The 26,978-nt window shown below is 35.0% G+C and carries 27 protein-coding genes, 2 tRNA genes, 1 rRNA gene and 1 riboswitch; all 30 genes read left to right on the top strand.

The window, feature by feature from the left end; translation table 11 throughout:
- Positions 1 to 170 precede the first annotated feature (170 nt).
- Entirely contained in the window at positions 171 to 2,315 is a 2,145-nt protein-coding gene (locus tag BM183_RS14990) for a Tex family protein (RefSeq protein WP_091687682.1), read from the top strand.
- 505 nt (positions 2,316 to 2,820) lie between these two features.
- Positions 2,821 to 3,708, top strand: coding sequence for an ATP-grasp fold amidoligase family protein (locus tag BM183_RS14985; protein ID WP_091687681.1), 888 nt, complete (start codon positions 2,821 to 2,823; stop codon positions 3,706 to 3,708).
- A 70-nt stretch (positions 3,709 to 3,778) separates the two neighbouring features.
- On the top strand, positions 3,779 to 4,183 hold the full coding sequence (locus BM183_RS14980) for a hypothetical protein (RefSeq protein ID WP_091687680.1): 405 nt from the start codon (positions 3,779 to 3,781) through the stop codon (positions 4,181 to 4,183).
- Between the two features lie 7 nt (positions 4,184 to 4,190).
- Positions 4,191 to 4,520 (top strand): hypothetical protein, encoded by a 330-nt coding sequence (locus BM183_RS14975; protein WP_091687679.1) that lies wholly within the window; start codon positions 4,191 to 4,193, stop codon positions 4,518 to 4,520.
- 85 nt (positions 4,521 to 4,605) lie between these two features.
- Positions 4,606 to 4,767 (top strand): hypothetical protein, encoded by a 162-nt coding sequence (locus BM183_RS20775; RefSeq protein WP_170848034.1) that lies wholly within the window; start codon positions 4,606 to 4,608, stop codon positions 4,765 to 4,767.
- A gap of 11 nt (positions 4,768 to 4,778) precedes the next feature.
- Positions 4,779 to 5,582, top strand: coding sequence for a sugar transferase (locus BM183_RS14970; RefSeq protein WP_091687678.1), 804 nt, complete (start codon positions 4,779 to 4,781; stop codon positions 5,580 to 5,582).
- Between the two features lie 46 nt (positions 5,583 to 5,628).
- Positions 5,629 to 6,147, top strand: coding sequence for a PssD/Cps14F family polysaccharide biosynthesis glycosyltransferase (gene pssD, locus BM183_RS14965; RefSeq protein ID WP_242961017.1), 519 nt, complete (start codon positions 5,629 to 5,631; stop codon positions 6,145 to 6,147).
- The gene (locus BM183_RS14960) at positions 6,144 to 6,656 is read left to right on the top strand and encodes a glycosyltransferase (protein WP_091687677.1); all 513 of its coding nucleotides are present in this window, start codon (positions 6,144 to 6,146) and stop codon (positions 6,654 to 6,656) included. The genes pssD and BM183_RS14960 overlap by 4 nt, the downstream gene beginning before the upstream one ends.
- A 26-nt stretch (positions 6,657 to 6,682) precedes the next feature.
- Entirely contained in the window at positions 6,683 to 7,792 is a 1,110-nt protein-coding gene (locus BM183_RS14955; RefSeq protein ID WP_091687676.1) for a glycosyltransferase family 4 protein, read from the top strand.
- 64 nt (positions 7,793 to 7,856) lie between these two features.
- Positions 7,857 to 8,795 carry an ATP-grasp fold amidoligase family protein gene (locus tag BM183_RS14950; protein ID WP_091687675.1) on the top strand — a complete coding sequence of 313 codons (939 nt, stop codon included), beginning with the start codon at positions 7,857 to 7,859 and terminating at the stop codon, positions 8,793 to 8,795.
- Positions 8,788 to 9,861 carry a glycosyltransferase gene (locus tag BM183_RS14945; protein WP_091687674.1) on the top strand — a complete coding sequence of 358 codons (1,074 nt, stop codon included), beginning with the start codon at positions 8,788 to 8,790 and terminating at the stop codon, positions 9,859 to 9,861. The genes BM183_RS14950 and BM183_RS14945 overlap by 8 nt, the downstream gene beginning before the upstream one ends.
- An 11-nt stretch (positions 9,862 to 9,872) precedes the next feature.
- Complete coding sequence (locus tag BM183_RS14940) at positions 9,873 to 11,081, top strand: sugar-transfer associated ATP-grasp domain-containing protein (protein ID WP_091687673.1); 1,209 nt, start codon at positions 9,873 to 9,875, stop codon at positions 11,079 to 11,081.
- A gap of 115 nt (positions 11,082 to 11,196) precedes the next feature.
- Entirely contained in the window at positions 11,197 to 12,378 is a 1,182-nt protein-coding gene (locus BM183_RS14935) for an O-antigen ligase family protein (protein ID WP_170848033.1), read from the top strand.
- Positions 12,379 to 12,382: 4 nt separating this feature from the next.
- Positions 12,383 to 13,864 (top strand): lipopolysaccharide biosynthesis protein, encoded by a 1,482-nt coding sequence (locus tag BM183_RS14930; RefSeq protein ID WP_091687671.1) that lies wholly within the window; start codon positions 12,383 to 12,385, stop codon positions 13,862 to 13,864.
- Between the two features lie 41 nt (positions 13,865 to 13,905).
- Positions 13,906 to 15,198 carry a UDP-glucose dehydrogenase family protein gene (locus BM183_RS14925; RefSeq protein WP_091687670.1) on the top strand — a complete coding sequence of 431 codons (1,293 nt, stop codon included), beginning with the start codon at positions 13,906 to 13,908 and terminating at the stop codon, positions 15,196 to 15,198.
- Positions 15,199 to 15,230: 32 nt separating this feature from the next.
- The gene (locus BM183_RS14920) at positions 15,231 to 16,232 is read left to right on the top strand and encodes an SDR family NAD(P)-dependent oxidoreductase (protein WP_091687669.1); all 1,002 of its coding nucleotides are present in this window, start codon (positions 15,231 to 15,233) and stop codon (positions 16,230 to 16,232) included.
- Between the two features lie 75 nt (positions 16,233 to 16,307).
- Positions 16,308 to 17,726, top strand: coding sequence for a tyrosine-protein kinase domain-containing protein (locus tag BM183_RS14915; RefSeq protein WP_091687668.1), 1,419 nt, complete (start codon positions 16,308 to 16,310; stop codon positions 17,724 to 17,726).
- A 260-nt stretch (positions 17,727 to 17,986) separates the two neighbouring features.
- Entirely contained in the window at positions 17,987 to 18,724 is a 738-nt protein-coding gene (locus BM183_RS14910) for a CpsB/CapC family capsule biosynthesis tyrosine phosphatase (RefSeq protein WP_091687667.1), read from the top strand.
- Between the two features lie 174 nt (positions 18,725 to 18,898).
- A riboswitch (FMN riboswitch) is annotated at positions 18,899 to 19,050 on the top strand.
- A gap of 130 nt (positions 19,051 to 19,180) precedes the next feature.
- Positions 19,181 to 19,831 (top strand): ECF transporter S component, encoded by a 651-nt coding sequence (locus tag BM183_RS14905; RefSeq protein ID WP_139221539.1) that lies wholly within the window; start codon positions 19,181 to 19,183, stop codon positions 19,829 to 19,831.
- 103 nt (positions 19,832 to 19,934) lie between these two features.
- Positions 19,935 to 20,363 (top strand): tRNA (adenosine(37)-N6)-threonylcarbamoyltransferase complex ATPase subunit type 1 TsaE, encoded by a 429-nt coding sequence (gene tsaE, locus BM183_RS14900; protein ID WP_091687666.1) that lies wholly within the window; start codon positions 19,935 to 19,937, stop codon positions 20,361 to 20,363.
- Between the two features lie 2 nt (positions 20,364 to 20,365).
- Positions 20,366 to 21,091 (top strand): tRNA (adenosine(37)-N6)-threonylcarbamoyltransferase complex dimerization subunit type 1 TsaB, encoded by a 726-nt coding sequence (gene tsaB / locus BM183_RS14895; RefSeq protein WP_091687665.1) that lies wholly within the window; start codon positions 20,366 to 20,368, stop codon positions 21,089 to 21,091.
- A gap of 122 nt (positions 21,092 to 21,213) precedes the next feature.
- Positions 21,214 to 21,642, top strand: coding sequence for a ribosomal protein S18-alanine N-acetyltransferase (rimI, locus tag BM183_RS14890; RefSeq protein ID WP_091687664.1), 429 nt, complete (start codon positions 21,214 to 21,216; stop codon positions 21,640 to 21,642).
- Between the two features lie 85 nt (positions 21,643 to 21,727).
- Positions 21,728 to 21,994 carry a hypothetical protein gene (locus BM183_RS14885; protein WP_242961015.1) on the top strand — a complete coding sequence of 89 codons (267 nt, stop codon included), beginning with the start codon at positions 21,728 to 21,730 and terminating at the stop codon, positions 21,992 to 21,994.
- 354 nt (positions 21,995 to 22,348) lie between these two features.
- Positions 22,349 to 23,263: a ribonuclease Z gene (locus tag BM183_RS14880; protein ID WP_091687663.1), complete on the top strand. Its 915-nt coding sequence runs from the start codon at positions 22,349 to 22,351 to the stop codon at positions 23,261 to 23,263.
- A 94-nt stretch (positions 23,264 to 23,357) separates the two neighbouring features.
- Positions 23,358 to 23,984 carry a DUF6715 family protein gene (locus tag BM183_RS14875; RefSeq protein ID WP_091687662.1) on the top strand — a complete coding sequence of 209 codons (627 nt, stop codon included), beginning with the start codon at positions 23,358 to 23,360 and terminating at the stop codon, positions 23,982 to 23,984.
- A 383-nt stretch (positions 23,985 to 24,367) separates the two neighbouring features.
- Positions 24,368 to 25,390, top strand: a complete 1,023-nt coding sequence (tsaD, locus tag BM183_RS14870) for a tRNA (adenosine(37)-N6)-threonylcarbamoyltransferase complex transferase subunit TsaD (RefSeq protein ID WP_091687705.1) — start codon at positions 24,368 to 24,370, stop codon at positions 25,388 to 25,390.
- Between the two features lie 69 nt (positions 25,391 to 25,459).
- Positions 25,460 to 26,164 (top strand): 2-C-methyl-D-erythritol 4-phosphate cytidylyltransferase, encoded by a 705-nt coding sequence (ispD, locus tag BM183_RS14865; RefSeq protein WP_091687661.1) that lies wholly within the window; start codon positions 25,460 to 25,462, stop codon positions 26,162 to 26,164.
- A gap of 75 nt (positions 26,165 to 26,239) precedes the next feature.
- Positions 26,240 to 26,325 (top strand) — tRNA-Ser (locus BM183_RS14860).
- A gap of 68 nt (positions 26,326 to 26,393) precedes the next feature.
- A tRNA-Ser gene (locus tag BM183_RS14855) sits at positions 26,394 to 26,482 on the top strand.
- A 373-nt stretch (positions 26,483 to 26,855) separates the two neighbouring features.
- A 16S ribosomal RNA gene (locus BM183_RS14850) occupies positions 26,856 to 26,978 on the top strand; the annotation flags it as partial.

Genomic DNA, 26,978 nt, shown 5'->3' with positions numbered 1-26,978 from the left:
CAAACAGGACAATGTAAAAACCAACCGCCACTTTCGGAGCTCTCTACCTCCCCCCAGCAAAGCGTCCTTACAGTTTTACATTATATTCTTGAAATTCCCCCTATTCAGTGGTATTATAGATAGGTAAAGTTTTACAAAGAATAGAAAGTTGTAGTCTAAAGGAGTATAAGATGGATATTTTAAAACAACTAAGTGAAGAGCTGAATATTAAATTAGGACAAGTAGAAGCTGCCGTAAAATTAATCGATGAGGGCAGCACGATTCCTTTTATCGCAAGATATCGTAAAGAAGTAACCGGATCTTTAAATGATGAGGTTTTAAGAGACTTACATGAAAGATTATTATACTTACGTAATCTGGAAGATAAGAAGGCAAGTGTTTTAGCAAGTATTGAGGAACAAGGTAAATTAACAGAAGAGTTAAAGGCTCAGATTCTGGAAGCTACTACCTTAGTTGTGGTGGAAGATTTGTACCGTCCATATCGTCCGAAGAGAAGAACGAGAGCAACTGTTGCAAAGGAAAAAGGTTTAGAACCCTTAGCTAATATAATATTGCTTCAGATGACAACTCAGCCAATTGAGGAAGAGGCCAAGAATTTTATCTCAGAGGAAAAGGAAGTAAATACTGTAGAAGAGGCTATTGCAGGGGCTTTGGATATTATTGCGGAGAATATTTCAGACGAAGCAGATTACCGTATCTATATCAGAAAGATTACTTTTGAAGAAGGTATTATTGCATCTACCGCAAAAGATGAAAATCAGGAAAGTGTCTATGAAATGTATTATAACTTTGAAGAGAAATTAACAAAGCTTGCAGGTCATAGAGTTTTAGCATTAAATCGGGGTGAAAATGAGAAGATACTGACAGTTAAGGTTGTGGCACCGGAAGACAGGATACTTAGATTCCTTGAGACGAAAGTGATTATTCGTGAGAATCCATATACCACAAATCTTTTAAAAGCAACTATTGAAGACAGTTATAAACGTCTTATTGCACCGGCAATTGAGCGGGAGATTCGTAATGATTTAACAGAAAAAGCAGAAGATGGTGCAATTAAAGTGTTTGGAAAGAACTTAGAACAGCTTCTTATGCAGCCTCCTATTGTTGGACAGGTGGTATTGGGATGGGACCCTGCTTTTCGAACAGGCTGTAAACTGGCGGTTGTAGATGAAACCGGTAAAGTTCTTGATACTACCGTAGTTTATCCAACAGCACCTCAGAATAAAATAGAGGAAACAAAAAAGACAGTTAAGGAGCTTATAAAAAAATATGGTATTACCTTAATCTCCGTAGGTAACGGTACCGCATCCAGAGAATCTGAACTAATTATTGCAGATATGTTAAAAGAAATGAATTCCAATGTATCTTATATTATAGTAAATGAAGCAGGTGCTTCTGTATATTCCGCAAGTAAATTAGCAACAGAAGAGTTTCCTAATTTTGATGTGGGACAAAGAAGTGCGGCATCCATAGCAAGAAGGCTTCAGGATCCATTAGCAGAACTGGTTAAAATAGATCCCAAATCCATAGGTGTAGGACAATATCAACATGATATGAATCAGAAGAAATTATCGGAAGCTCTGACCGGTGTTGTGGAAGACTGTGTAAATAAAGTAGGAATAGACTTAAATACTGCCTCCGCTTCTTTGCTGGAATATATATCCGGTGTATCAAAAGCAATCGCCAAAAATATTGTTTCCTACCGTGAGGAAAATGGGCGTTTTACCAACCGAAGCCAGCTTCTTAAGGTATCAAAGCTTGGACCTAAGGCTTTTGAACAGTGTGCCGGTTTCCTGAGAATTTTAGATGGAGATAATCCTTTGGATTTTACCAGTGTTCATCCGGAATCCTATGAAGCAGCCAAAAATCTTCTTCAGAAGTTATCCTATTCACCGGAGGATATTAAAGCTGGAGGCCTTGGTAATTTAGGAAAGCAAATCAAAGATAAAAAAGCACTGGCCGATGAATTAGGTATTGGAGAAATAACCTTAGAGGATATTATTAAGGAATTGGAGAAGCCAGGAAGGGATCCTCGTGACGAGATGCCAAAACCAATTCTTAGAACGGATGTATTGGAAATGAAAGACCTGACAGAGGGCATGATATTAAAAGGTACCGTTCGTAACGTAATTGATTTTGGTGCCTTTGTAGATATTGGAGTTCATCAGGACGGTCTTGTTCATATTTCACAATTAACTAATAAAAAATTTGTAAAACATCCGCTGGATGTGGTCAGTGTTGGAGATATTGTAGATGTTAAAGTAATGAGCGTGGATTTGGCAAAGAAGAGGATTCAATTGACTATGATAATATAGACTCTTAACGCTTCTTAAGATAAAAAATGATTTTAAAGTTTAGCCTATATCCAAAGCAATTAAATAGGACGTAAGGAATCAGAAATATAACAAATAGAAGGCATCTGGACTGAATCACTCCCTGTTATGAAGACAGGAAATGGTTCAGTCCAGATGCTTTTTTGCAATTTCTAATTTAAAAAAGTAATCATAGTAAGTAATTGCAAAGTATTATAGTAAGTACTTTGCAAAAGTAAAAAGAATTTGCAAAGTATTATAAAAAGAATTTGCAAAGTATTATAAAAAGTAATTGCAAAAGTATTATAAAAAGTAATTGCAATAAATTAACTAAGCAAAGATTATTCAACATTGAGGTAAAAAAATAAATATTTATATCATAATAGAAAGTACAAAGTACTATTATATATTTTCTCCTCATATATTGTGTAAAGAAAGTTAACCGAACCAAAAGCAGTTATATTATATAACTAGCTGGTGTTTAATACATATTTAGGGAATTTATAAAATGAATAGAAGAATAAAGAAAACCATATTAGCACCCATGGACTTATTATATAAAATTAGTCCGGAATCAACTACAAAAATCCTATACCGTTTAAAAACCGGTAGGAAGTTGAATTTGAATAACCCCAGGACATATTCTGAAAAACTTCAGTGGATTAAGCTTCATTATAAGGATAAATTAGCGCCAAGGTGTGCAGATAAATATACTGTAAGGAAATTTGTAAAACAATGTGGCTGTGAAGAGATACTGATTAAATTACTTTGGCAAGGATATAACCCCTATGATATTCCTTTTGATGAACTTCCGCAGAAATTTGTAATAAAAGTCACTCATGGAAGTGGAGGAAATATTATTTGCAGGGACAAATGCCAGTTAAATATTCCAAAAACCATTAAAACATTAAAACGAAGATTAAATGAAAAATATCTACCCTGTTATGGCGAATGGTTCTATGGAATTATAAAGCCCAGAATTATCATAGAAGAATACCTGGAGGATGAAAAAGGCTGTTCACCTATTGATTATAAGATATATTGTTTTCACGGGAATCCAAAATATATCATAGCACATGTTGACAGATTTACAAATCACAGAAGTAATATGTATGATTTGGATTGGAATCCTATTCAGAATATAACCATGAAAGAAATAGATTCCAGTTTAAATGTTGAAAGACCAGAGAAATTAGAACTATTATTAGATTATGCAAGAATTTTATCTGAAAAATTTATACATGTAAGAGTAGATTTATACCTATTGCAATCAAAAATATATTTTGGGGAATTGACTTTTACCAGTGATGCCGGATTTGTAGTTATTGATCCTATAGAAATAGAGGAAAAGATAGGGAGTTGGATTAAACTTCCCAAATTTAACTTTATGGAGTGACTCATAGATAGAGGTGATAATCTATCTGCATCCTCAATACAATAATAGAATCAAAACGAGGTGCTTTTCTTTGAAACAACGTAATACACTTCTAAAAATAACAATGTGTGTGTTACTGCTTATTACAGTAATAATTATAACTGAGATAAACAGTACTTTTAGAAATGTGGATATAAGTACAAAAGCCTTTGGAAGGACAATATATATAGCAATAGCTAAGGAAGAAGCAGAACCCGGAATAGATAATCTAAATAAAGTAGCAGATAAAAAGCAGGATATGACTGAAACTATGAATCCGGAGAAGGGAAGTTATTTAAACTTAGGTAACAGACTGCCCCATAAGGAAGTTTTTGATTTGGGCGTATTTACAACAGTATTGGCAATTTGGCTCCTGTTGTTTATTACAAGTTTGCTTATTGCAAAGAAAAATCAACTATATGTAAAAATAAAAGAAGGGAGTAATAAACCTGATTAGAGAAAATATGCCTAATAAATATCTGCTTTTAGCAGATTTATGCTGCATTGTATTATCTTTCTTTATTACCACATGGATACGGTACGGAGGTATAACAGGAGATTGGGCTAAATATGTGTACGGAACAGCCTTCATATTTATCCTTTTGCTTTATATAGCAATTTATTATGCATATGATACCTATGGGGGAATCTTTAAAAGAGGCTTTTTGGAGGAATTCATTACGGTAATCAAAATAAATAGCCTCCTAGGAGCTGCTCTTTCCTTTTTGATGTTTGCTTTTCAGGAAGGAGAGACCTATTCCAGAATATTTTTTTTTAACTTTCTTTATGCTTAATATATTGATAACGTATTTAGCAAGACTATATTTTAAGATTCTTCTGTTGGCAGTTTATAAAAAAAGCGGATGGAGTAGTAAACTTATGATAATAACTACTTCTGACCAGGTGAAAGAAGTACTAAGAGAAATCCGTAAAGAAAATGACTGGAGGTATCAGGTTACATATATAACCATATTGGACAGGCAATTAGTAGGGGAAGTCATAGATGGAATTCCTGTTAAAGCTGATATAAGTAGTAAGTAGCAAGGCAGGAAGTGGTAGATGAAGTATTTATTTATATTCCTGGTGGCTCACCTCTATATATGAACTTGGAAGAAACTATATTGCAATTTGAAAACATGGGGGTAACAGTTAATTTAAGCATTCATACATTTGGATTAAAAGTACATGAAAAAATTGTGGGGGAATTAAGCGGATATTATGTGCTCACCTTTAGTACACGTCTGTTCAAGGAATCTCAGTTACGTTTAAAAAGGTTTATGGATATTGCAGGCGGAATAATCGGTTGTATATTGACCCTCCTATTAACCCTTTTTCTGGCTCCGGTAATCAAAATAGAATCTCCCGGACCAATTTTTTTCTCACAAATACGGGTAGGGAAAAATGGACGGCGTTTTAAAATATATAAATTTCGTTCTATGTATATGGATGCTGAAGAACGTAAGGCAGATTTAGTGTCCTGCAATGAAATGAAGGGTTTTATGTTCAAAATGAAAGATGACCCCAGAGTAACAAAAGTAGGAAAATTTATGCGAAAAACAAGCATTGATGAGTTTCCCCAGTTCTTTAATATCTTAAAGGGGGATATGAGTCTGGTAGGAACCAGGCCGCCTACAGAATCCGAGTTTCTTATGTATGAAGGAAGACATAAACGGCGGCTGGCGCTTAAATCAGGATTAACCGGATTGTGGCAGGTTAGCGGAAGAAGTGATATTGCAAATTTTGAAGAAGTAGTCAAGTTGGATTTGGAGTATATTGACAACTGGTCTTTTAAATTGGATATAAAGATATTGCTAAAGACAGTAGTGGTTGTTTTATTTGGAAAAGGCTCCAGGTGAAGAAAGATATTCTAAAAGTAAAGGATATGATTGAGGTAAAAGAATAATGAAGATGAGAGATAAAATAGAGGAAAAAGATAAACCGAAGTCAAGTAGATATAAAGGGAAACATATCCGAATGCCAAGACTATGCATGGTTTCTTCTTCAGGTGGACATTGGGAGCAGCTTAAAAAGCTGCAGCCCCTTATAGATAAGTACAATGGTTTTTATGTTACTGAAAAAACTCAGATTCATGAAAATGCTAAGTATTTTATGAAACAAACAGATTTAAAAGATAAGTGGATGCCGGTAAAAATGATATATAACTCCATTTATACTATATTTATATGGATAAAAGAACGGCCTGATTTTATTATTACCACCGGTACCATGATTGCATACCCTTTTTACTTATTATCAGTCTTATTTCGAAAGAAATTTATATTTATAGAAACCTTTGGAAGGGCTGATATGCCCACAGTAGCAGGAAAAAGAATGGAAAGGCATACGGATTTATTTATTGTTCAGTGGGAATCACAGAAAAAGTTTTATAAAAATGCAGTATATGGGGGGTGTTTATATTGATTTTTGCATGTGCAGGTTCCAGAAACTATCCCTTTAACCGCCTTTTTGTTAAGCTGGATGAATTGTGGGAAGAGGGAGTTATTAAAGAAGAGATATTTGCTCAGACAGGTACCTCCACATATAAACCAAAACATTACCCATATAAAGATTTTATATCGGAAGAAGAGTTTCAGGATAAAATCAATAAGGCTCATATTGTAATCAGCCATGGTGCATCCGGTTCCATTATGAAAGCTTTAAATGCAAAAAAGAAGGTAATCGCGGTAGCAAGGCTGGAGAAATACGGCGAGCACATAAATGATCATCAGATACAAATGAACGAGGCCTTTGCCTCCAACAGATATTTGTTGTCCGTTTCTGATATGGAGGACTTAGGAGCAGCTATTAAGACCTATTATGAAGACAGGGCAGATATAGTTCCATGGGAGAATACGGATCCTAGGGCAATCGTGAACTTAGTTGATAACTTTATTGAAAAGAATTGGTATTCTAAAGCAGTAAATAAATAAAGGTGTAGAGGAATGGTATGAATTAAATGAAAACTAAGAAATATTTATTTCTAATTAACGGAATGGTAATGGGCGGTGCGGAACGGGTAATGGCCACTATAGCTAATGAATTCGTAAAAAGAGGAAATGAAGTTTGCATCGTGACTTTAAAAGAACCCAAGAGTGCTTATAGACTTGATCCAAGGATAAAGATAGTAGGTGCAAAAGGCTGTGTTCAATCAAATAATAAAGTGTTACGTTTAATCCAACTTATTTATAGTGGTATTAAGGGATTTTTTTACTACCTGTATTATTTAAAAACCTATAGGCCAGATGCAGTATTGTCCTTCTTGACCTATTCCAATTTGTTGGCAATTATGACCCGTAGGATATTTGTAAAGAATGTACCTGTGGTGGTATCGGAACGGTGCGATCCTCAAAAAAGAGGATATGTACTGAAAAAACTATGTGAATTTATGTATCCCATGGCAGACTGTCTGGTGTGTCAAAGTAAACAAGTAGGAAGTTATTTTAAAAGAATCTCCCGTAAGTCAAATATAAGAATTATCCCTAATCCGGTAAATCCCGAATGTATAGCACCAACTCTGCTGAATAAAAGACGAAATGCAATTATTTCAGTAGGAAGGCTAAGTCCACAAAAAAATTTCGATTTATTAATTAAGAGTTTTCATGAAATAATATGTGATTATCCGGACTATATTGTAGAGATATATGGACAGGGACCAGAATATAATAATCTAAACAAAAAAATACGCACTCTAAACTTAGAGAATAATGTATTTTTAATGGGAACCAAAAAAAATGTAATGCAAAGTGTTAATAATGCCCGGCTTTTTGTTATTACTTCCAATTATGAAGGCTTTCCTAATGTTTTAATAGAGGCTATGGCTTCAGGATTGCCTGTTATTTCTACAGATTTTCCTACAGGAGCTGCAAGAGAATTAATTAAAGACGGTATCAACGGATATGTAGTACCAAGGAATAATAAAAAAGAACTGGCAAGGGCCATGGCCCAAATTCTAAGCAATCCACAGCTGCAAGATTCTATGAGCGAGGCAAATAAAAAAATAGTCAGATGTTTTGATTTGAATAAAATTATAGACCAATGGAATGCAGTGCTGAATAAAGAGTATTAGAAGTCAATCTGTAAAAATAAATGATATTAATAAAAAATAAATTTTAATAAGGTTAAAGGAATGCATGAGTGAACGATTAAAACGCTTTAGGAAAGAACCGGGTCTGTATTTTATTTATGCTTTGGGCAGGATATTATACGGTTCTTTATGGTTAGACAAAATATACCTTAAAATACTGTTTAAACACCGAATGGGAAAATCATTAAATCTTGAAAATCCTAAGACATATAATGAAAAGATACAATGGCTGAAACTATATGACAGAAATCCGGAATATACCCTATTAGCAGATAAGTATGAAGTGAGAAACTATGTTGCCAATACCATAGGGGAAGAATATATAATTCCTTTACTGGGAGTTTGGGACCGGTTTGAAGATATAGATTTTAATACTCTACCCAATGAGTTTGTATTAAAATGTACCCATGATTCGGGAAGTGTTATTATATGCAAAGATAAGAATACATTTGATGTAAAAGAAGCGGGAAAAAAAATCAAAGGGTGTCTAAAAAGAAACTATTTTAGAAACACAAGAGAATGGGCATATAAGAATATAAAACCAAGAATTATAGCTGAAGAATACATGGCAGATGAATCGGGAGCAGAATTAAAAGATTATAAATTTTTATGTTATCACGGTCAGCCGAAAACAGTAGATATTATTTCAAACAGAGAGTCAGACCCCAGATCTGACATATTTGATATCAACTTTAAAAAATTGCCTGTAAGTAATTATTATAAGAACAGTGAAACACGTCCTCATAAGCCAAAGGGTTATGAGGAAATGATTGAATTGTCCAAAAAGCTTTCAAAGGACCTTATTCATGTAAGATGCGACTTTTATGATATAAATGGCAAGGTGTATTTTGGAGAAATAACTTTTTATCAAGGAAGCGGCCTTGAAAAATATGTACCCTATAAGTACGATATCAGGTTTGGGAACTGGATTGACCTTCCCTTAGAAAGAAAAAATAAAAAAGGACAGATCCTTAATAATGAATAAGAAAATCCTATTTATAAATGCATGCCTTACAGGAGGCGGCTCAGAGAAAGTAATGTCAACCCTTGCAAATTATTTCGCCCAAATGGGCTTTGACGTTACCATGATATTAGTAAGAAATAAGGAGCATACATATGAAATAAATAAAAGAATAAACATTATTCAATTAACCTGCCGGCATAACAATAAATTATTAATATTATGTAAAAGGCTATATGAGATCAGAAAGAAAGTAAAAAGTTCCAATGCGGACACAGTCATATCATTTATGACAGATATTAATTTATTCACTATCCTGTCCTGTCTAAAATTAAAGAAAAGAATCCTTATTTCAGAACGTGCACACCCTTTACTTATCAATGTTAATCAAAAGAAACCACTTTATATTAGAATTCTCAGAAAAATATTATATCCTTTAGCAGATGGTATGGTATTTCAAACTAAATTTGCAAAAGAGTGCTATCCTGGCAAAATACAAAAGAAAGGTTACCTGATACCCAATCCCATACCCCATGATTTACCCAGTATACATAAAGGTCCCAGAGAAAAAGTAATTGTTGCAGCAGGACGTCTATCGGAAGAAAAGAATTTCAGTATGCTGATTTCTGCCTTTCATGAGGTGTCCCAAATACATAAAGAGTACCAATTAATCATTTATGGCAGAGGTCACATGTTAGATCATTTACTATCACTGCGAAAGAATTTAGACCTTGAAGAAAAAGTGAAATTTCCTGGTTATGTTGATGACCTGACAGAGCGAATAAAGGATGCCTCTATTTATGTTTCTTCTTCTGATTTTGAAGGCATTTCCAACTCCATGCTAGAGGCAATGGCAATGGGCATACCTTCCGTATGTACTGATTGCCCTGTTGGAGGAGCCGCCATGGTAATAGAGAATGATAAAAATGGTATCTTGATTCCAGTAGGAGATGTTTTAGCACTGCGAGATGGAATGTTAAAAATAATTGAAGATAAGAAATTTGCTGAAAATCTATCGGAAGAGGCAGTTAAAGTAAGAGAGAAATATAGTGTATCAAGTATTGGAAATATGTGGCTTGATATTATTTGAAAGGATAAAATATGGGTATTTTGAAAAAAGAACGGGCTTTGCTGAATTATCTTATTGATAAAAGTTTTTGCATGGGGCTGAAAGTGGGAGAATATAAATATCTTTGGGAACAAAGAGATTTATGGAAAAAGGTAATTCTTACAAATACGCAGAGGAATACAATACAAAATAATTTTATTAATTATTACGGAAAAACTTATTCTGGAAAGTGGCATCGCCTTTATCAAAGTTATACCGGAAAGTTTGATAAAGATTACTTTCCGGAAATTTTATTTTCAACAAAACTGGAGCCATTATTAAATCCCCGTAGTATTAGTTTAGCACTGGAGGATAAAAATCTTCTGGAGCCTTTATATCAATCGGTAGAAGGACTTCGAATTCCCAAAACACTGATTGGAAATAGCAGGGGAATTTTTTATACCTGCATAGAGCCTACTTACAGGGAAACCACCTTGGGAATATCTCATAGGGCTACTTATCAATTGGACATTTCCCAATTCGGGAATGGAAGAAGGATTATAAATTGTAAGGAAGCTTGTGAATTAATAAGTAATGCCGGCTATGTAGTTATGAAACCTTCCATCGGGGCCCATTCAGGAGCCGGATTTATAATATGCAAGTTTCATAACGGTGTAGATATAATCACAAATAGATCAGTAAAAGATATTGTTAAATCATACAAAGAGAATTTTATTGTACAAGAGTTGATTGTGAATTGCCGGGAATTGAAAGACCTTTATGGTGAAGCTTTGAATACAATCCGGGTAATTACATATATGACGGATAATAAATTGTATCATCTTCCTTTAGTCCTCCGTTTAGGCTGTAATGGAAGTAAAGTTGATAATATAGGAGCAGGAGGGCTTTTCATAGGAATATCAGATGGGGGATATTTAAAACCATATGCCTTTGCTGAAACAGGAGAAAAATATCGCTGCCATCCCAATAGTAAAGTAACATTTTACCGCTATTGCATACCCAATATACCTAAAGTGCTTGAAATTGCATATTTGTGCCATCTAAATACACCTCAGGTAAAAATGGTTTCCTGGGATTTTACTATAGATGAGAACTTGGATGTAGTACTGATTGAGGCTAATATGCTGGGGCAAAGTTTGGGATTTCCCCAGATGGCCAATGGGGAAAGTGCTTTTGGTAAGAACACCAAAAAGATGTATGAGTTAATTAGAATGAAGGGAAAGGCAGGAAAAAAGAAGTAAATAGGATAAAATGAACAATCTCAATTATAATGCAATCCTTTGTAATAAAAAATACATAATAAGAATTCCCAAGGACATATCCGCCTTACTAATTTTTGGTGTGGCAGCTGCCTTTATGGCTTTACGCACAATTGTCCCGCTTTTATATGGTATTCAATTAATTTTTTTGATGTATATGGGAGTAAAGGGATTTTATAATGCCAATCAGCTATTTACCAATAAATATGTAATTGTATACGGACTTTTTCTAATATGGTGCTGCTTTTCCTTTCTTTGGTCGCCGGCAATGGATAAAACTATGAAGGCAACAATAAGTATAGCCCAGATCATAGTTATTTGCTCCCTTATGACACTCTACCTGGTTAATCTTGAGAATTTGGAAAGAGTACTGTTTGGTTTTGCAATCGCCAGTCTGCTTATGATTGGCTTCTTACTCTTAAGGACCCGGTTATCTGAATGGATGTATGTTTTAAAGGGTTCTTTTTCTGCGTCAACAGATAAGGGAAGAATAGGATATTCCATAGGGCACCATCCAAATGCCATGGGTAATCTATGTGCTTCCCTGGCTCTGGTATGGTTATATTTTTATGATAAGAAAAAACGTAAGCGGTATTTAATTTGTATGCTGCTATTATGTCTCATTCTTTTATTTACAAAATCCAGAGGAGCTATTTTAATGGTTGCTATGCATTTTTTTGGATATGCTTTTCTTCGTAAAAAAAGAAGGTTTACGTTGATTAAAATTATTCCGTTAATAATTGTCTCATCTTTCTTATTATATAAAGCAATCTTTCATATTCCATTCTTATATGAATTGATTGGTTTTAGGATAGAGGGAATTTTCGGGCTCTTTAGTTCTTCTTATTCCATTGATGCAAGTTCTTATACCAGAATAAACATGATGAAATATGGGCTAGACATGTTTATAAAGCATCCTGTTACAGGAGTGGGCTTCGGGAATTATGGATATTACGCCTATAATTATTATGGTTTATTCACGGAAACCTATGCTCATAGTAACTATATTGAGATTTTGGCAGGACTGGGGGTAATAGGTATATTCCTTTATTATATTTTACCTGTACTAAGTTGTATTACACTTGGATTGGCCTTAAAAAAGACAGATGGGAGCAACAGGAAGCTATGTGCTTTCTTATTTGTGGCAATTTCGGTCAGATTAATAACAGATCTTATAAAAATTACTTATAACGATGAAGTGACCCAAATGTTAAATGTGATTTGTATCTGTGGGGGAAGTTTAATAAATAATTACAATAAGCAGGCGGGTGAAACATAGAACAATGATTGAAAATATAAATGTGAAAATAGTAAAAGCTACAAAATGGTCAACCTTAACTGAAGTTATAGTAAAGCTCCTATCTCCCATTACCAATATGATTCTGGCAAGAATACTTACACCGGAAGCATTCGGAATAGTTGCTTCTATAACAATGATAACCAGTTTGGCAGAAATATTTGCAGATGCGGGTTTTCAAAGTTATCTGGTGCAGCATGAATTTAAAACAGAGGAGGATTTAAACAATAGTACAACGGTTGCCTTTTGGTCTAATTTTACTATTTCATGTTTGATATACATACTGATATTCATTACAAGGAATCATATTGCAAATATGCTGAGAAATCCAGAGTTAGGATTTGCAATCAGCATAGCCGGTCTTAATATACTATTAACTGCTCTTTCAAGTATTCACATAGCAAGATACCGTAGGAATTTTGATTTCAGAACACTTTTTTTTATTCGGATTATAAGCTCTGGAGTTCCTTTTTTTGTAACCATTCCCATGGCATTGATTTATAAAAATTACTGGGCTCTGCTGATTGGTACTTTGGTATCCAACATAATTAATGCAGTGGGGCTTACACTTTGTTCAGACTGGAAACCGGAATTCTATTTTAGTATAAAACATTTTAAGGATATGTTTTCCTTTAGTATGTGGACATTTTTAGATATCATTACAATGTGGCTGGTATCTTATACAGGAACTTTTATAGTAGGATACTATCTGAGCGAATATTATCTTGGAATATATAAAATATCAATTACAACGGTAGACAGTTATATGAATATTATTACAGGTTCCACTGCAACGGTTTTGTTTTCTGCATTATCGCGGCTAAAAGACCATAAGCAGGAATATGAAAGAACACTTTTTAAATTTCAAAGAATGATCTCTATGTTTGTTATGCCTATGGGCATTGGACTATTCCTATACCGAAGTCTGGCAACGGATATTTTACTTGGGCCTAAGTGGTCGGAAGCAAAAGATTTTATCGGAATATGGGCGCTTATCAGTGCAATTAATGTTATATTCGGACAGAATATCAGTGATGTATTTCGAAGCAAAGGGAAACCTCAGTTAGCACTTTTGACTCAATTTATACATTTCATTATACTGGTTCCTGCTTTATACATCACTTCACAGATTAACTTTAGGGTATTGTATATATCCCGTTCCCTGATAAAACTGGAATATGTCCTGATAGGTCTGGTTTTTCTTTGGATAGTATTAAGAATTTCCTTTATAAAGATACTTAAAAATGTAGCACCTACTATGATTGCCTCTTTAGTGATGGGGGGTATAGCGTTGTTTTTACAACAGATGGGCAGTTCTGTTATTTGGCAATTTATTTCTATTATTATTTGCGCCTTGGTGTACTTTGGAATTGTTATGTCCATTCCCTCTCTACGTGATGATTTAATAGAAATTACATTTTTCAGGAAGATGGCAGGCAGGTTAAAGTTTCTAAAGAGTAAGTTGTAAAGCAGAAACGGGAAAGTAGTTTAAAGCAGGAGGGGAAAAAATTGAACATAGCTGTTGCAGGAACCGGGTACGTAGGATTAGTGTCAGGAGTATGCTTTGCTGAAAAAGGGCATAAAGTAATATGCGTTGATACAGATAAGGAGAAGATTGATCTGATGATAGCAGGAATTTCACCTATCTATGAAGCAGATTTGGAAGAAATGATGAAAAAGAATTATGCAGAAGGCCGGCTTAACTATACTACAGAATATGCTGCAGCTTACAAGAACGCGGACGCAATCTTCATTGGAGTTGGAACACCTGAACTTCCGGATGGATCTGCAAATCTTTCCTATATAGCCACTGCAGCACGGCAAATTGCAGAATCTGTAGAACAGGATTGCCTTGTAGTTGTTAAGTCCACCGTTCCCGTTGGCACCAATGATAAAGTGGAACAGTTTATTAAAGATTTTCTTACTCATGATGTGAAAGTGGAGGTGGCAAGTAACCCGGAATTTTTGGCACAGGGGACTGCCGTACGGGATACCCTAAAAGCCTCCAGAGTCATAATAGGAACAGAAAGCAAAGGTGCTGATGACAAACTGAGAAAAATTTATGAGCCCTTTGGCCTTCCCATTGTGTCCGTAAGCAGAAGAAGTGCGGAAATGATTAAATACGCAAGTAATAACTTTCTCGCCTTAAAGATTTCCTACATAAATGATATTGCAAATCTATGTGAATTGGTTGGAGCAGATATTGAGGAGGTAGTAAAGGGCATGTCTTTTGATGGAAGAATTGGTTCGAGTTTCTTAAACGCGGGTATCGGCTATGGTGGAAGTTGTTTCCCTAAAGATACCAAAGCACTAAAGTATCTTGCTAAACAATATAGTTATGATTTAAAAACAGTAGGAGCAGCAGCGGAGGTAAATAAGAAGCAAAAAACAAAACTATTTATGAAATCCTGTAAACGCCTGATTACCTTTCAGGGACTTAAAGTTGCCGTATTAGGGCTTGCTTTTAAACATGGTACAGATGATTTAAGAGAAGCACCGTCACTGGATAATATAGCCCTGCTTCTGGAACAGGGAGCTGATATCTACGCATATGATCCAGCTGCTTCCGGTAATTTAGAAAAAAAGTATCCAAATGAAATCGTATATGTACACGCTCCTGAGGAAGCACTGAAAGGAGCTAATGTATGCTTTATATTTACGGAATGGAAAGAGATTAAGGAAATTACACCTGACACCTATAAAAAATACATGAAGACACCTTTGGTGTATGATGGCAGAAATATATATAAGACCGAAGAAATGAAGAATGCCGGTGTAGAGTATTATTCCATTGGAAGATAAAGAATCATAAATATAATATAAAGGGAAGAGCTATGAGAAGGGTTAATAATAAGCTGGATTTAACAAGGACATATTTGGTAACAGGAGCAGCAGGTTTTATCGGATTTCATCTGGTAAAATCTCTTTTAGAGCAGGGAGCAGCAGTTGTAGGTTATGATAATATAAATGACTATTATGATACAAAACTAAAATATTCAAGGCTTGAGCTTTTGGAAAAGCATAATAACTTTACTTTTATAAAAGGTGACCTTGGGGATAAACAAAAAGTGGTTAAAGTATTTATGGAGTATAAGCCTCATATAGCGGTAAATCTGGCAGCCCAAGCAGGAGTCCGGTATAGCATTGATAAACCGGAAGCTTATATAGATTCTAATATCACAGGGTTTTTTAACTTTTTAGAGGCATGCAGGCATAATCCGGTGGAACATCTTATTTATGCTTCTTCCAGTTCGGTATATGGAGCTAACGAGAAAGTACCTTTTTCAACCTGTGATAAAACAGACAATCCGGTCAGCCTCTATGCAGCTACAAAGAAATCCAATGAAATAATGGCATATGCTTATAGCTATCTTTATGGATTACCTGCTACAGGGCTTCGCTTCTTTACCGTATATGGACCCTATGGCAGACCAGATATGGCATATTATTCTTTTACAAAAGCCATAATGGAAGGCATGCCAATCAAAATATTTAATAATGGAGATTCCTATAGAGATTTTACCTATATCAGTGATATTGTAAAAGGAATGGAGCATATATTGTGTAATCCCCCGGAAGAAGATGAACATAATGTAAGAAATAAAATTTATAACATTGGTAATAATAAACCAGTTAAATTAATGGATTTTATAGATATTTTAGAAAATTGTATCGGAAGAAAAGCGGTGAAAGAATACCTTCCCATGCAGCAAGGAGATGTATATGGTACATATGCGGATATCAGCGGTTTGGAGGAAGACTTTCATTTTATGCCGTCCACTTCTGTTGAACAGGGGCTAAGAAGGTTTGTGGAATGGTATAAAGGTTATATTTAATCTGCAGTTTATGAAATAACAAGATCTTACAGAACAAAAGAATAAGTATATTTATGATGGGGAAGGAGCAAGTATATGCCAAATAATAATGATATTGAAATCGATATTGGTGACTTATTCTTTTTATTATTACATAAAATGTGGTTTATTCTATTGTGGGGCATTCTTAGTGCTGCAGCAGCAATCTTTATAAGCAAGGTTTTCATAACACCAGTTTATACTTCCAGCACTAAGCTTTATATTATTAACCGGCAGAACAAAGATACAATTACCTCCAGTGATTTACAAACAGGAAGTCAATTAACCCAGGACTACAAGATACTTGTTCTAAGCAGACCAGTAACGGAGCAGGTTCTCAGTAAATTGAATTTAGATATGACACATGAAGAATTGGTATCTAATATAACCGTAAAGGTTCCGGAAAATACCCGGATATTAGAAATCAGTGTCCAAAATCCCAATCCTGAAACGGCAAAACAACTGGCAGATTCCATTGCAGAAGAATCTGCAGAGAGAATGGTATCCATACTTGAAATGGAGAAGGTCAATATTGTGGAGGAAGGAGATATTCCCTCTTTCCCAACCAGCCCCAGTATAATAAAAAATGCAATATTAGGAAGTTTAGCAGGAGCATTCATCAGTACTTTTATCATTATACTTATACATATTATAGATGATACCGTTAAGGATGTTGAGCAGATCGAAAAATATCTCGGCTTAACAGTATTGGGAACAATACCTTTGGAAACAAAGTACGCCGGAAAGATTAAGAATAAGAAAAAAGCTATAAAAAAGAGAAAAAAAGAAGAGAATATATACCCTGAAGGGATCAGCATTGAAAAAGCTTCTTTAGAATTTTCCGTGAACGAGGCATATAAAACCTTACGAACAAATATACAGTTTTGCGGAAAAGATATAAAAACAATATGTATAACAAGCAGCCTTCCTGATGAGGGCAAGACAGTGGTAGCTTTCCGTTTGGCCACCGCTTTGTCTGAAAGTGGTAAAAAGGTGTTATTTATCGATGCAGATTTACGCAAATCGGTTATTGTAAACAGATTAAAAATCAGCAATGGGGCCAATGGTCTGTCACAATATTTATCAGGTATGAGTACATTAGAAGAGGTTATTCATAAAACCAATGTGGAGAATGTTGATATTATATTTACGGGGATATTACCGCCTCATCCATCGGAAATGTTAGGAAACGAAGAATTCAAAGACTTGGTTCGAAGTCAAAGAGAAATATATGATTATATTATTATAGATACGCCTCCTCTTGGAGTTGTAATTGACAGTGCAAATGTGGCAGAGATATGTGATGGTACTATTCTGGTTATCGAATCGGGCAAAATCAGTTACCGTCTGATTCAAAGAGTGTTAAAACAATTAATAACAGGCAAAAGCAGGGTTCTGGGAGCAGTTCTTAATAAAGCAAATATTTATGGAAAAGGGTATAAGAAAAACTATTATGGAAAATATTACGGGAGATAGTCCGGTAAAGCATTGATTCCTCTTATGTATTTGTATAACTTTTTAGTACATAAATCCAGATAATTTTTTTTATAATTTATCTCTTAATTAATAAAAAGATGGGATAAAGAAGAATGCTGTTCCTTTTTGCGACCGAAAGTAGTATTTGACAACAAGGAATTTCTTGTTAAATAGAGGAAAGTAAATTATACTTTATGAGTTCTTTGTCTAAAAGCAGGCTTTGCCTATATATTAGTAATTCGAATAAAGGAGAGATTTACTTGAACCAATGGATAGACATTCATAGCCACATTCTTCCGTCGGTAGATGACGGTTCGGTGAATATAGAACAAACAAGAAATATGTTAAAGATTGCATATGAAGAAGGTGTTATACATATGATAGCTACTCCTCATTATGGGGTAGGCTGCAGGAACCCTGACATAAGCGAACTTCAAAGAAAGCTGAAGCTGGTAAGAGAAGAGGCAAAGAAAATTGATGAGAACTTTCAGATAGAACTTGGAAATGAATTGTATTACAGCGAAGATATTATTGAACACTTAAGAAAGAAGATGGCGTTAACGTTAGCCGAAACAAGGTATGTTCTGGTTGAATTCCCTGTATATGAAAGCTTTCGGAATATAAAGACAGGTCTTCATCGTCTGCTGATCAATGGATATTTACCCATACTTGCCCATATTGAAAGATATGAAGCACTTTTTCAAAACTTTGAGGAAATAGAAGAATTAATTAAACTGGGGGTATATATGCAGGTAAATATAAAAAGCCTTCAAGGAAATGTTTTAGATTCAAGGAAAGGATTTTGCAGGAAATTATTATATGAGGGATATATACATTTTCTTGCTACAGATGCGCATTCTGACCATAACAGGGATTCCAGAATGAGAAAAGCAGTGGATTACATCTATAAAAGGTACGGAAGTGAATTAGTTGACCAATTGCTGGTAAAAAACACAAAACAATTACTGGATAATAAGTATATCTATGAAGGGGACTGAATAAAGCCCTGCTTTCAATTCTTAAAAAGGGAATAAGCTATACGCTGAGAGTTCTTTTTATGAAACCGGCAGAATTAGATGTAGCTTACCTTTCAAAGCCTTTTAATCATAAATATAGTTGACATTTTCTATGATAGGTTGTAAAATATAAGTGTAAATAGAAAATAGAATAAGGAAATTCTTCGGGGCAGGGTGTAATTCCCGACCGGCGGTATAGTCCGCGACCCGAATGACAAACATGGAGGTAATAAGCTACATGATAGTCGTTCGGCTGATTTGGTGTAATTCCAAAACCGACAGTAAAGTCTGGATGTGAGAAGAAAAAGCATGTTTTTGATATGCAATTTATTGGATAATAGCCCCGATTCATAATGAATCGGGTTTTTTATTTCCAGAACATACCAAGCCGCATGATGGAACCAAGAATTTTCCTTTAAGTCAAAAGGAGATAGGAATATGAAAACAACGAAACATGAAGTTAATGCAGATGTAAGTAAAAATCATGTTAATAAGTCGGTTGCATCCGCAAAAAGTAAATCCTTTACAACAAAGGCAATGGTAACAATCAGTTTACTATCCGCACTTTCTTATGTATTTATGCTTCTTGAATCACCGCCATTCATAGGTTTCTTAAGATTGGAACTTAGCGATATTCCCGCAATTATCGGTGGATTTACCTACGGGCCAATAGCCGGCATTACAATTGAATTAATTAAGAATTTAATCAAAGCAATTACAGCTACCAAAACAGCAGGGATTGGAGAATTAGCAAACTTTGCAATCAGTGTTGCTTATGTTTTTCCCGCTTCTTTCATTTATAAAAAAATGCAGAGCAAGCATAAAACTTTTATAGCATTTGGTGCAGCAACTATATCTATGACAATTGCCGGTTTTTTAGTAAACTACTTTGTAACGGTTCCATTATATGCTTCTCTTTATGGCGGCATGGAAAATGTACTTGCAGGAGCAGCTGTAATTCCAGCTATTAAAGATAAATTTACCTTAATACTTTATGGAATTACTCCCTTTAATATTGTAAAAGGTATCTTTACAGGTCTAGTAGGTCATTACACTTATAGATTTTTAAAAAATAAGTTAGGTTCATAATAAATATTTAGTAACAAGAGACTGTACAAAACTGTCTCTTGTTTTTTTAGCCTAATCTGCTATAATTTCAACTAGAAAAGAAGATGGGAGCCCATAAAAAATTATGATAGCAGAAAGTTTTAAAACGGAAGATACCTATCAGTTGGGTATGGAATTAGGAGAGAAGGCAAAGGCAGGAGAAGTATATTGCCTTTTAGGAGATTTGGGTACCGGAAAAACTGTTTTCACCCAAGGCTTTGCCAAGGGGTTAGGTATTGAAGAACCGGTTAATAGTCCTACATTTACAATTGTTCAGGTTTACGAAGAAGGCAGGCTTCCCTTTTATCATTTTGATGTATATCGCATTGAGGACATTGATGAAATGCAGGAAATTGGATATGAAGATTATTTTTATGGACAAGGTGTCTGCCTGATTGAGTGGTCCAATTTAATTGAGGAGCTCTTGCCCGTCAATAGAACTGTAATTACTATTGAAAAAGATTTGGAAAAAGGCTTTGACTATAGAAGAATATCTATAGGTGGAATGGAGTAAACATGAAAATATTAGCGTTAGACAGTTCCGGCTTAGTTGCATCTGTGGCAGTTGTATCGGAAGAACAACTATTGGCGGAATATACAATTAATCACAAGAAGACCCATTCACAAACATTATTACCTATGCTTGATGAAATTGTGAAGATGATAGAATTAGATATTAAGGATATTGATGCTATTGCGGTGGCAGCAGGACCGGGTTCCTTTACAGGTCTTAGAATCGGATCTTCCACAGCAAAGGGATTAGGTTTGGCATTAAATAAACCAATCATTCCCGTTCCAACATTAGAAGGAATGGCTTTTAATTTATTTGGAACGGATAAATTAATCTGCCCCATTATGGATGCAAGGCGAAATCAGGTTTATACAGGCTTGTATGAATTTAAGAATACAGAATTTGTATCTGTGGAACCCCAGCAGGCAATTGGAATTGATGAAATTGCCGAAAAGATTAATGGAATTGGACGGGCTGTTATATTCTTAGGAGATGGTGTAGAAGTTTATCAGGAACAATTAAAAACACTTATGAAAGTTCCCTATAGTTTTGCGCCCCTTCATTTATCAAAACAACGTGCTGGAGCAATTGGCGCTTTAGGGGTAATTTATTTTAAGAAGGGGTTAGGGGAGGATGCGGACTTGCATCAGCCAACCTATCTAAGACTGTCACAAGCAGAGAGAGAACTGGCGGAAAAACAGCAAAGCAATAAGTGTGAACAGAAATTCTAAGTCAGCAAAGTACGATGACTAGGTATTTCTAAGTTTCGCACTGGAAGGACGCCAAAGCAGCGTTCTTCTCACTGGTTGTTTGTGCCGCTGAAGCGACATGTTTGGAAGTGAGGAAAAAGCAGATGGTTATAAGGCCTATGGAAGAAGCAGATATTCCATTTGTACATGAAATGGAATGCAGAATATTCTCCAGACCCTGGAGCAAAGAAGATTTTAGTAAATCAATACAAGAGGCTCATAATATCTACCTGGTAGTAGAACAGGATAGTAAAATCATAGCTTATTGCGGATTGTGGGGAGTTGCCGGAGAAGGACAGATAAATAATGTAGCAGTAGATTACTCCTACCGAAACAAAGGCGTTGCCAGGGAAATGCTGCAAACTCTGATAAGTATTGGAAGAAGCAAAGAGCTGGAATCTTTTACTTTGGAAGTGCGGGTAAGTAATCTGTCTGCAATTGCCTTATATCATGGGCTTGGCTTTCAGGATGCCGGAATCCGTAAAAACTTTTATGAAGCACCAACAGAAGATGGGTTAATCATGTGGCTATAGTGACAAGAATTCCCACTGTAAAAATACCACTAATAAAGGTATAATGAGAGTAAGCAGTTGGTCCAAGTTCGTAGGAGGGATAAGGATGGAAAGGAACATGAGCGCATTAAGTGGTGTAAAATCAAAGGATATAAAGTTAATCGATATGTATTGCAATGTTTGCGGAAAGAAAATAAAAACGAAGAATGGAATATTAGAAGAAGATGTATTTGAAGCTTCTAAGGAGTGGGGATATTTTTCAAAGAAAGATCTTGAAGTTCATAAATTTAATATTTGTGAAGAATGCTATGAAGAATTAATTTCAACATTTAAGATACCAATTAAAGTAATAGATAAGAAAGAAGTTTTATAATTATTAATAAAAGAAATTTAATTCATATACAAGTAAAAGGAGAAGGGAAACAGGAATAATCCCTTCTCCTTTTTCTATAAATAAATTGATTATAAATACAGGTTGTGTTACTATTTTGTATTGTAAAAAAAGTTCTCTATTCATGAACCCTTTATTGATTCTACCTATTGGTTATGCTATTATGGTGCTAAAGACAGTAAGGGGTAATCTCTTTGTTTACAGTCCCAAAAAGCGTAAGCTGGTGGAAAGAATATAAACGTTTTATAACAGATAAGGGAAATTTGAGAGTATAAAAGCAATGAAAGAGTGTATAAATATTTGAATATATAATTTGAAAATAAGTGAGGTAATTACATGTTAGATGTTTGTTTGCTTGGTACAAGCGGCATGATGCCATTGCCAAACCGATGGCTTACGGCGTTAATGACTAGATACAATGGTTCCAATCTATTAATTGATTGTGGGGAGGGGACCCAAATTACCATAAAAGAAAAGGGATGGAGTTTTCATTCCATAGATATTATTTGTTTTACCCATTATCATGGGGATCATATAAGCGGTTTGCCGGGTTTGTTATTATCTATGGGGAATGCAGACAGAACAGAGCCGGTTACCATGATTGGCCCGAAAGGTCTGGAAAGGGTTGTTAATTCACTTCGTGTCATTGCACCGGAACTTCCATTTGACATTCGCTTTATTGAATTATCGGGTCCAATGGAGGAAATACGGATAAACGGTTATGTTATTCAGGCATTCCGTGTTAATCATAATGTAGTTTGTTATGGATATAGTATTATTATAGAACGTACTGGAAGATTTTTTCCGGAGAAAGCACAGGAAAACAACATTCCTCAGAATTTATGGAATCAGCTGCAAAAAGGCACTACTATTGAGGCAGATGGGCAAATCTATACACCTGATATGGTATTGGGACCAAAGCGTAAAGGAATAAAATTAACTTATTGTACAGATACCAGACCGGTTTCTTCTATTGTGGAAAATGCAAAAAATGCCGATTTATTTATATGTGAAGGCATGTATGGTGAAAAGGACAAAGAAGACAAAGCAAGAGAGCATAAGCACATGACATTTCATGAAGCCGCTCAATTAGCAAAAGAAGCAGAGGTTCAGGAACTTTGGCTGACTCACTATAGCCCGTCTTTAATTAGACCGGAAGAATTTATAAAGGATATTAAAGATATCTTTCCTAATGTAAAAGCCGGAAAAGATAGAAAGAGCATTACGTTGCAGTTTGATCCCAATGAATGATTCTTTGTAAATTACCTTATTTGATCTTCTTAAAGACAAAATAAATAATTACAAATCCCAACTAATTTAAAAACTGGGGTGATGGGAGGCAAATATGAAGAAATCAAAAAGAAGAACCGCAAATACCAGTATGAAGAAATCAAAGAGAAGAACCGCAAATACCTTTGGAATGATGCTTATATTTGGCATAGCTATAGTAGCGATCTATTTTAGGCTAAGTACTAGTACAAAACCGATTATAGAAAAATCTTCTTCCAACAAGACGGAATTAGAGCTATTATTAACTAAGGATTTTGAGGAGGATTATCCCTCTTCTCCAAGGGAAGTCATAAAGCTATATACAAGAATTATAAAGTATTTTTATAATGAAAACCTTACAGATGAACAAGTGAATCAATTAGCTAAACAAATCTGTAATTTGTATGATGAGGAACTATTGGCTAATAATTCTTATGAAGATTATCTGTTAGAATTAAAAGTTGAAATTACTGAATATAAAAGTGCCAAACGAAATGTTATGAATGAGATAATTGAAGACAGTAATAATGTTAAATACTGGACCAAAGATGACAGAGAATATGCTTCCCTTACCGCAGGGTATACCATTAAAGAAAAAGACAGTTATTCTAAACTATATGAAGATTTTATTTTAAGAAAAGATGAACAGGGGAGCTGGAAAATATTGGGATGGAAGGCATCAGAAAAAACAAGTGCAGAATAAAACATTCCTGAGATTAGTTCGAATAAAACTTCTTAACAATAGGGGATCATGTTCCATTTCGAAGAATTCATATTAATTTCATTTTGAATTTCTTCACTCAGCATGACCATGTTTAGAAGTGGTATCATATTGAAAGAAAAATAGAAAGGTTGTCACAAAGAGATTCTTTCAAAGGTAGAAAGAAAATGTATGTATAAAAAGATGCTACAAAATTATTCTTTCAAAAGTAGAAGAAAATATATATGTAGAAAGATACTACAGAATTATTCTTTCAATGGTTGAAGGAAAATATATATGTAGGAAAATGTTACATAATTATTCTTTCAACCGGATTATTTGTGGCGGTATCATATTTACAAGGTATGATATGAATGGGTATAAAAATGAATAATAATATTAATATATTAGCCATAGAATCTTCCTGTGATGAAACAGCAGCAGCAGTCGTCAAAAATGGAAGAACTATTTTATCCAATGTAATCTCCTCTCAGATTGCTCTGCATACTTTATATGGCGGAGTAGTTCCGGAGATAGCATCCAGAAAGCATATTGAAAAAATAAATCAGGTAATAAAACAAGCGCTTTCTGAAGCCAATGTTACCCTTCAGGATATAGATGCAATTGGTGTAACTTATGGCCCGGGGCTGGTTGGTGCACTATTAGTAGGAGTGGCTGAGGCAAAAGCCATTAGTTACGGAACCGGGAAGCCATTAGTAGGTGTGCATCATATAGAGGGTCATGTATCGGCCAATTATATTGAACACAATGATTTACAACCTCCATTTTTATGTCTGATTGTATCCGGGGGTCATACCCATTTAGTGATAGTGAAAGATTATGGAGTTTATGAAATTATAGGAAGGACCAGGGATGATGCCGCCGGAGAGGCCTTTGATAAAGTGGCAAGAGCCATAGGTCTAGGCTATCCCGGCGGACCTAAGATTGACAAGCTGGCTAAAGAAGGGAACAAGAAGGGGATTGTATTTCCAAGAGCTCATATAGAAGGTTCCCCCTATGACTTTAGTTTTAGCGGAGTTAAGTCTGCGGTATTAAATTACTTAAATTCTTGTGAGATGAAAAAGGAAGAGGTAAATCGTGCCGATATTGCCGCCTCTTTTCAAGATGCAGTTGTTGATGTGTTGGTTAGGAATACTATAGCAGCAGCAAAAGATTTTAATTTAGATCAAATAGCCATAGCAGGAGGAGTGGCTGCTAATTCGGCACTGCGTAAAGCTATGAGTGATGGCTGTAAGGAGCAAGGTATAAAATTATGTTATCCTTCCCCTATTTATTGCACCGATAATGCGGCAATGATTGGGGTAGCAGCTTATTATGAATTTATAAAAGGGACAAGACATGGATTAGACTTAAATGCGGTTCCTAATCTAAAGATTGGACAGAGATAAAAACGGCATACTTTTTAACGTGTTAATATGAGGGTAAAATGATGGAAACATTATCTGAAAGGATTGACAATGGAACATAAAAAGATTGTGGCTATAATTTTGGCAGCAGGTACTGGGAAGAGAATGGAAAGTAATATACCAAAGCAATACTTGGTTCTGCAGGATAAACCAATACTGTATTATTCTTTGAAAACCTTTGAAGAAAGTAATGTAGATGAGATAATTCTTGTGGTAGGCAATGGTGAAATAGAATATTGCCGTGAAGAAATTGTTGACAAGTTTAAATTTAAGAAGGTCAGGAAGATCTTAGAAGGTGGATCAGAACGGTATCATTCTGTTTTTAAAGGATTAAATGTTATAAATTATGCAGATTATATTTTAATACATGATGGGGCAAGGCCTTTCATAAGTTTAGAAACTATTAATAGAACCATTGAAGAAGTAGGGACCTATAATGCTTGTGTTGTTGGAGTACCTTCAAAAGATACAGTGAAGATTGTTAATGAAGAAGGTATAGTAATGGAGACTCCTAACAGAGACAAGGTGTGGGCAGTTCAAACTCCTCAAGCGTTTTCTTATGAGATTATAAAAAGAGCATATGAAATGTTATTTAAGAATAATCAAGAGAACCTGAAGATAACAGATGATGCTATGGTAGTGGAATATACACTAAATTTCCCGGTTAAATTAGTTATGGGAGATTACACTAATATTAAGATAACCACTCCAGATGACCTTATAATTGGACAAAGTATTCTTAGTAGAATGTGGTAAAAAATAGTATTAAAAAAGTTTTGAAAAATACTTGACATATTCTTTTACGTTTGTTATACTGTTCAAGCAACGTCCGGAGAGGTGTCCGAGTGGTTTAAGGAGCCGGTCTTGAAAACCGGTGACTCCGTAAGGGGCCGTGGGTTCGAATCCCACCTTCTCCGCTAACAATAAGCACCAATTAATTGGTGCAATTTTATTGTTGAATATGACTTAATTATCAGCTTAATTTGGAGAAGTACCCAAGAGGCTGAAGGGGCTCCCCTGGAAAGGGAGTAGGTCGTTAATAGCGGCGCGAGGGTTCAAATCCCTCCTTCTCCGTTATAACTTATCAAGTAAAAAACTTTTAAAAAAAGTTGTTGACAAGTCCCTTTAAGTGTGATAAGATAGTCGAGCTGGTGTGAGACACCAACAATGCTTACTAAGAAGACAAGCAGTAAAAAGGTAAGCAGAAAACCTGTTTCTAACAGGTTAGAACATTGATAACTGAACAGTGAAACAACCCTGAAAATTCTAATAAAATTTTCATATTATAGAAAAGCATTGAACTTGATTCAATGACTGATTTATAACGAACCGTATCTATTTATTATAGGTACAACCTTAAAAACAGTAATGAATTAATAATTCATTGGATTTAACGTTTGTTTTAATTCTTAAAACAAGCCAATGTTAATTCTGAACGATTAAACTTTAATTTGAGAGTTTGATCCTGGCTCAGGATGAACGCTGGCGGCGTGCTTAACACATGCAAGTCGAACGGAGTTAATAAGCGGAAGTCTTCGGATGGAAGCTTGTTAACTTAGTGGCGGACGGG

The sequence above is a fragment of the Anaerocolumna aminovalerica genome (assembly GCF_900115365.1).
GTDB classification, from domain to species: Bacteria; Bacillota; Clostridia; order Lachnospirales; family Lachnospiraceae; genus Anaerocolumna; species Anaerocolumna aminovalerica.
This window is presented reverse-complemented; position numbering and strand designations above follow the sequence as displayed.